The organism is Mycobacterium sp., from assembly GCF_049281135.1.
GTDB lineage: Bacteria > Actinomycetota > Actinomycetes > Mycobacteriales > Mycobacteriaceae > Mycobacterium.
On sequence record NZ_JBAPRN010000240.1, the window covers coordinates 1 to 6,009 of the forward strand.

The 6,009-nt window shown below is 66.3% G+C and carries 5 protein-coding genes; 3 read left to right on the plus strand and 2 right to left on the minus strand.

What is annotated here, in order from left to right; translation table 11 throughout:
* Window positions 1-860 (plus strand): alpha/beta fold hydrolase (locus WAN02_RS09655; RefSeq protein WP_422263929.1); only part of this gene is annotated, 860 nt, incomplete at its 5' end.
* On the opposite strand, the gene WAN02_RS09660 is transcribed toward WAN02_RS09655, so the two are convergent.
* Both WAN02_RS09660 and WAN02_RS09665 read right to left on the minus strand, forming a co-directional pair.
* Complete coding sequence (locus WAN02_RS09660; RefSeq protein ID WP_422263930.1) at window positions 857-1,549, minus strand: alpha/beta fold hydrolase; 693 nt, start codon at window positions 1,547-1,549, stop codon at window positions 857-859. The two genes, WAN02_RS09655 and WAN02_RS09660, sit on opposite strands and share 4 nt — an antisense overlap.
* A gap of 11 nt (window positions 1,550-1,560) precedes the next feature.
* Window positions 1,561-3,660, minus strand: a complete 2,100-nt coding sequence (locus WAN02_RS09665; protein WP_422263933.1) for an FUSC family protein — start codon at window positions 3,658-3,660, stop codon at window positions 1,561-1,563.
* A gap of 156 nt (window positions 3,661-3,816) precedes the next feature.
* Here WAN02_RS09665 and galT point away from each other — a divergent pair, with 156 nt between their 5' ends.
* Window positions 3,817-4,878, plus strand: coding sequence for a galactose-1-phosphate uridylyltransferase (gene galT / locus WAN02_RS09670; RefSeq protein ID WP_422263931.1), 1,062 nt, complete (start codon window positions 3,817-3,819; stop codon window positions 4,876-4,878).
* Window positions 4,875-5,954: a galactokinase gene (locus WAN02_RS09675; protein ID WP_422263932.1), complete on the plus strand. Its 1,080-nt coding sequence runs from the start codon at window positions 4,875-4,877 to the stop codon at window positions 5,952-5,954. The genes galT and WAN02_RS09675 overlap by 4 nt, the downstream gene beginning before the upstream one ends.
* Window positions 5,955-6,009 lie beyond the last annotated feature (55 nt).

Below are 6,009 nucleotides of genomic sequence, written 5' to 3' on the forward strand. Positions count from 1 at the left end.
CGCCTGAGACGTTCACCACCTGCGGCGTCGGCGGCACCCGCATCGTCGCCGACCGGCTGGGCGATCCGGACAAGCCGGCCGTGGTGTTCCTGCACGGTGGCGGCCAGACCCGCCGCTCGTGGGGCAAAGCGGCCGCCGCCGTCGCCGAGCGCGGTTGGCAAGCGGTCACGGTCGACTCCCGCGGCCACGGCGAGTCGGACTGGTCGGAGGACGGCGACTATCGGCTGGCCAGCTTCGCGGGTGACGTGCAGGAGGTGCTGCGTCATCTACCCCCGCGACCGGTGCTGGTCGGTGCATCGCTGGGTGGCTTCACGACAATGCTTCTCGCCGGTGAGATTTCACCCGGTATCGCTCGCGCCATCGTTCTCGTCGACATTGTGCCGAACATGGATCAATCCGGTGCTGACCGGATTCACAACTTCATGGCCGACCGGATGAAGACCGGCTTCGAGTCGCTCGACGAAGTCGCCGACATGATCGCCGAATACAACCCGCATCGGCCGCGGCCGACCGACCTGAATGGCTTGCGCAACAACCTGCGTCGTCGCGGCGATCGCTGGTACTGGCACTGGGATCCGAAGTTCATCAGCCAGAGGGCATCGCTTCCGCCCATCGAGCTGTCCGACGTCGATCGGATGAACGCCGCGGTGGAAGCGATCCTGGCCGGTGGCGTGCCGATGCTGCTGGTCCGCGGTCAAGTGAGCGACCTGGTCAGCCAGGAACGTGCCGACGAATTTCTGGCCCGCTTCCCGCAGGTCGAGTTCGTCGACGTCCAAGGTGCGGGGCACATGGTCGCCGGCGACCGTAACGATCTATTCGCCGACGCGGTGCTGGATTTCCTTCTCCGTCAAGGGAGTTAGACGCTCTGGACCGCTTCGGTCAGAATGTCGACGACGGCGTCCGGTCGGGTTACCAACGGGGCGTGGTCGAGCCTGTCGGTACGAGTGCGGGCCTGCATGCGTTCGGCCATGAACCGTTGGGTGGCCGGGTTGATCATGCGGTCTTCCTCCGCGACGAGAAACCAGCTCGGCAGGTCTTTCCAGCCGGGTCTCGGCACGGCCTGTTGGATGCACGGAGCGGCGATCGGTCGCTGGACCGCGGCGAGCAAGGCTTGTTCCTCGGCGGTGGCGTGCTGTGCGAATGCGTCAGCAAAGGCACTCTCGGGCAACCAAATTAAGCCGTTGCTGTCGGGTTTGAGCTCTGGCGCTTGCGGGTGCGGGGGATCCCGGTAGAAGACGTCGGCGACGGTTTCGCCTTCGTCAGGCGCCAACGCGACGACGTAGACCAGCGCCTTGATGCGTGGGTGACTGACAGCGCCGATAACGCCGCCGGCGTACGCGTGGCCGGCCAGCACGACCGGTCCTTCGGTTCGATCGATGGCTCGTATGACGGCGTTCACGTCGTCATCGAGCGTGGTCAGCGGGATGGGGGCGGCGATGACATTGATCCCGGCCTGCTGCAGACCGCTGATCACGCGAGCCCAGCTCGACCCGTCGGCCCACGCTCCGTGGACGAGAACGACAGTGGATGTGGACAAAATGGGATGCACAGCCCAATACGTTACACCCTGTCGTTGGGCGGCCAGTACGTTTGGTCTCTGAGCAGTACGCCATTGTCTGCACCGAGATCGACGGCGGCGTTGATGATGACGCGGTCGATCTGGCGCAGTGAGTGCAGCGCGGCCAGCAGTCGCCGACGTTGCGGCGCCATCGGCTGATCGTGTTGCTGTCTGGCCAGGCTCTCGGCGGCGTCGATGAAATCGGTGGAAGGAAAGACCGTTGCGGGCTGGTTGAACTCCAGCGAGGTGATCAGCACGTCGATGTTGCGACGAATCTGCGTGGTGGTCGCCATGATCGCGTCGGCGAGTTCGGTGGAGGCACCGATCCGTGTTTCGCTGCTGCGGACCAGAATTCGCGCATAGCGGTCGGACGCGGCGAGCATCCTCAGGCCGTGCCGCATACTGCGGCGCCCGGCCAGGCCGCCCACTCCTGCGCTCAGCGGCTTGGCACTGACCCGAAACTGCAGCAGGTCGCGGCCGAGTTGACGTGCCGTCTCGGTCAACGGCACGGCGATCTCGCCACCGAGCAGGCTGGTGACCGAATCGTCGACAAGGTCCGACAGGGTGAGGAAGAACGTGTGGGCGTCGTGGCGGATGTGGGCCCGGGTGTTGATCGGCAACACGAGCATGGCGGCGGCGATCCCGAGGACAGCCCCGATCGCGGTTTCCTCGATGCGCAACAGCAACAGGCTGAAGGTGAACTCGCCGAGCAGGCCGTACATCAAGGCCAGCATGGTGCTGATCCAGAAGGTCATCAGGCTGTAGGTGACCTTCATGAAATAGAAAGCGCAGAACAGACATACGAAGATCATCACCAGCGAGGCGATGGTGTTGCCCGACACCAGCGTGGCGACCAGCACGCCGCTGGGTACACCGAGCAACGTGCCGAGCAGACGCTGCCAGCCCTTGTTGAGCGTCTCGGCCCACGAGTTGGTGCCGGCGAAAATCACGAACGCGGCGATCACCGCCCAATACCAGTGCGATGGCGAGATCGCTTCGCCGACGACGATCGCCAGCGCCGCGGCGACAGCAACCTGAATGGCTTGCCGAGTGGATGGCAGCAGGCCCGCCCGGAGCGGTTGCTCGCCCGTCGCGGGGATATCCGCAGGGGCCGTCGTTTCGGTTGCGACGCGCTCGATCCGGGCGCGTACTTCCGCGGTCGCCTTGGCCGTGTCGACGATGGCCAGCGCCAAGCGCCTAACTGGCAATTCGTCAGGGTCCGGCAACCTTTCGATCAATTGCTGGGCCCGGTCCGCCGTCTGCAGCAGCCCGTGGCTGTGCGGTATCCGGATGGCCCGCGACAGCATGGCCACCGTGTCCGCCAGCTCGGTCCGGGTGGCGGCGGGGATGTCCGCCATCGCGGCCCGGCTGCCGGCCGTCGCGAGCCGCTCGACGGTGAGCTCGGCGTCGAACAACCACAGGGCGAGGTCCTCGCCGCTGACCCCCGGCCACAGCGCACCGGGGTTGACCCGGTCTTCGATCTGGGCCTGGACCATCAACGCCGTCCCGTTGAGCCGGCGGGTCCGGGCCCGCAGCCGTCGCCCGCGTCGCTCGTCGAACTGGCCGCCCCGCACGATGTCGGCCGTGGTGTCGACGACGATCGCCATCCTCGCCCGCAGCGACCGAATACTCTCACGCAGAACACTTTCCGGTCGATCGGGCATCAGGAAGACGCTCCAGACGAAGCTGCACAGGCTGCCCACCAGCGTGGCGCCGATCAGCCACGGCAGCTCGGAGAACTTCGCCCGCAGATACAGCGAGAAGAAGTAGGACATGAAGGTGACCATGCCCAGCGCGGTTCCGCGCGGGCCGAACCGGCGCGCATAGGCCGCACCGAACACCACCAGCACGAATCCGACGTCGGCGAGCACCGGGTGCGGCGCGAGCAGCGCGGCCGCGGTGATGGCCAGCGCGGTGGGCAGCGGCAGCAACGCCATCGTGATGCGCTGTTGCCGCGGATCGGGCTCGTTCACCGACCGCGCTGAGATCATGCTGATCAGCACTCCGAGCAGTGCGACCGTGAGCGGCTGTCCGGTGGCCCGGGTCAGCAGGAACAGCGCCAGTAGAGCCGTCGCCAGGGCGCCGGTGGTCCGGGTGGCCATCCGCAGCCGCAGCAGCCCGGGGTCCGATCCGACCGTCCAGTTACGCGCCCGCTCGTACAGCGCGGTTGCGTCACCGAACACCCGTGGCCAGCCTCTCTTCTGCGGATTGCGTGTCTCTTGCACTCGACTCTGGCACAGCGACCAAGATGGGACCCAATGAGCACGCGAACGACGCTGGCCGATGGCCGCGAGTTGTTGTTCTTTTCGCTGGCCGGCCACACCCCGGCTGTCGTGGCCGATCGCCGGCCGCTGCCGCCGTGGGAGCCGGGGCAGTCGCAGTTGCGGTTCGACCAGACAACGGGGCAGTGGGTGATCATCGCCGCGCGCCGACAGGACCGGACCTACAAGCCACCGCCGGACGAGTGCCCGCTGTGCCCCGGGCCGACGGGGTTGACCAGCGAGGTGCCCGCGCCCGACTACGACGTCGTCGTCTTCGAGAATCGCTTCCCGAGTTTGTCCGGTGCCGGGGCTGTGGCATCGGCGCCCGACGGCTTCGTGCCGATGCCCGGTGTCGGGCGGTGTGAGGTGATCTGCTTCTCCAGCAACCACACCGGGTCCTTCTGTGAACTGTCGCAGCCGCATGCCCGTTTGGTTGTCGACGCGTGGCGCGACCGGACTGCGGCTCTGCTGGCGACGCCGGGTGTGCAGCAGGTGTTCTGCTTCGAAAACCGGGGCGAGGAGATCGGCGTCACGCTGGCCCATCCGCACGGCCAGATCTACGGCTACTCGTTTGTGACGCCGCGGACCGCGGCGATGATGGAGCGAGCTGCTTTGCACAAGGGCGGCAACCTGTTTGCCGATCTGCTGGCGTCCGAGATCGCCGACGGCAGCCGGATTGTGGCGCGCACCGACCTGTTCACCGCGTTCGTGCCGTTCGCGGCGCGATGGCCCGTCGAGGTTCATATCTATCCGAACAGGTTCGTGCACAACCTCATTGACCTCACCGATGACGAGCAGGACGGCTTCGCGCGGATCTATCTTGATGTGTTGCGACGATTCGACCGGATGTATTCCGTTCCGTTGCCGTACATTTCGGCGCTGCACCAATACGCCGACACTTCTGCGTTGCGCGAGGGCTATTTCCATGTCGAGCTGATGTCGATCCGGCGCAGCGCTACTGCTTTGAAATACCTGGCGGCGTCCGAGTCGGCGATGGACGCGTTCATCACTGACGTGGTGCCCGAGGCCGTGGCCGAACGACTCCGGTCGCTCGCGTGATTCGATATTCGGCGCCGGGCCGGATCAACCTGATCGGCGAGCACACCGACTACAACCTCGGCTGGTCGCTGCCGATCGCGCTACCGCGGCGCACCGTCGTGACGTTCGAACCGTCGGACGCCGATGCGCTGACCGTGCTTACTGATCGTATCGACGGCGTCGTGCGAATCCCGTTGACCACCAAGCCCGGTGAGGTGACCGGGTGGGCGGCTTATGTGGCCGGGGTGGTGTGGGCGCTTCGCTCTGCCGGGCATCCGGTTTCGGGCGGTTCGATGTCGATCAGCAGCGAAGTCGAGATGGGGTCAGGCCTGTCATCGTCGGCCGCGCTGGAATGTGCGGCTCTCGGCGCGCTGACGACGGGTCTGCATATCGACCGCCTCGATCAGGCGCGTCTTGCCCAGCGTGCCGAGAACGAGTACGTCGGTGCGCCAACCGGTTTGCTCGATCAGTTGTCGTCGTTGTTCGGTGAGGCGTCGACGGCGTTGCTGATCGACTTTCGGGAGCTGACCGTGTCGCCGGTCGGCTTCGATCCGTCATCGTCGGGAGTCGAGTTGCTGCTGATCGACTCGCGGGAGCGGCACGGCCACGTCAGCGGCGAGTATGCGGCGCGCCGGCTGTCGTGCGAGCGGGCGGCGGCCGACGTGGGCGTGGTGTCGTTGCGGGAAGTCCAAGACCGGGGGATTGCAGTGCTGGATGGGGTCCGCGACGCCGTTGATGCCCGTCGCGCCCGACATGTGCTGACCGAGAACCAGCGAGTATTCGATTGTGTTGCGGCGTTAGGTGATTCGGACTATGCCTCGGCTGGCCGCATCTTCACCGCGTCACAGGCATCGATGCGTGACGACTTCGCGATCACCACTCGGAACATCGATCTGATCGCCGACGCCGCGGTGGATGCGGGCGCGCTGGGCGCTCGGATGACCGGCGGCGGATTCGGCGGGTGTGTGATCGCTTTGGTGCCGGCCGAACTCGTGGACGCGGTGGGTGCAGCGGTCCGGTCCGCGGTGCGCTCAGCGGGCTACGAAGATCCGGGGATTACTCAGACGTACGCCGCAGCGGGCGCATCCGCCACTTGAGTCACGTCAGGGTCGGGGTGGGCGTTGTGCCCGCCTCACAGCGACAACTGACTAC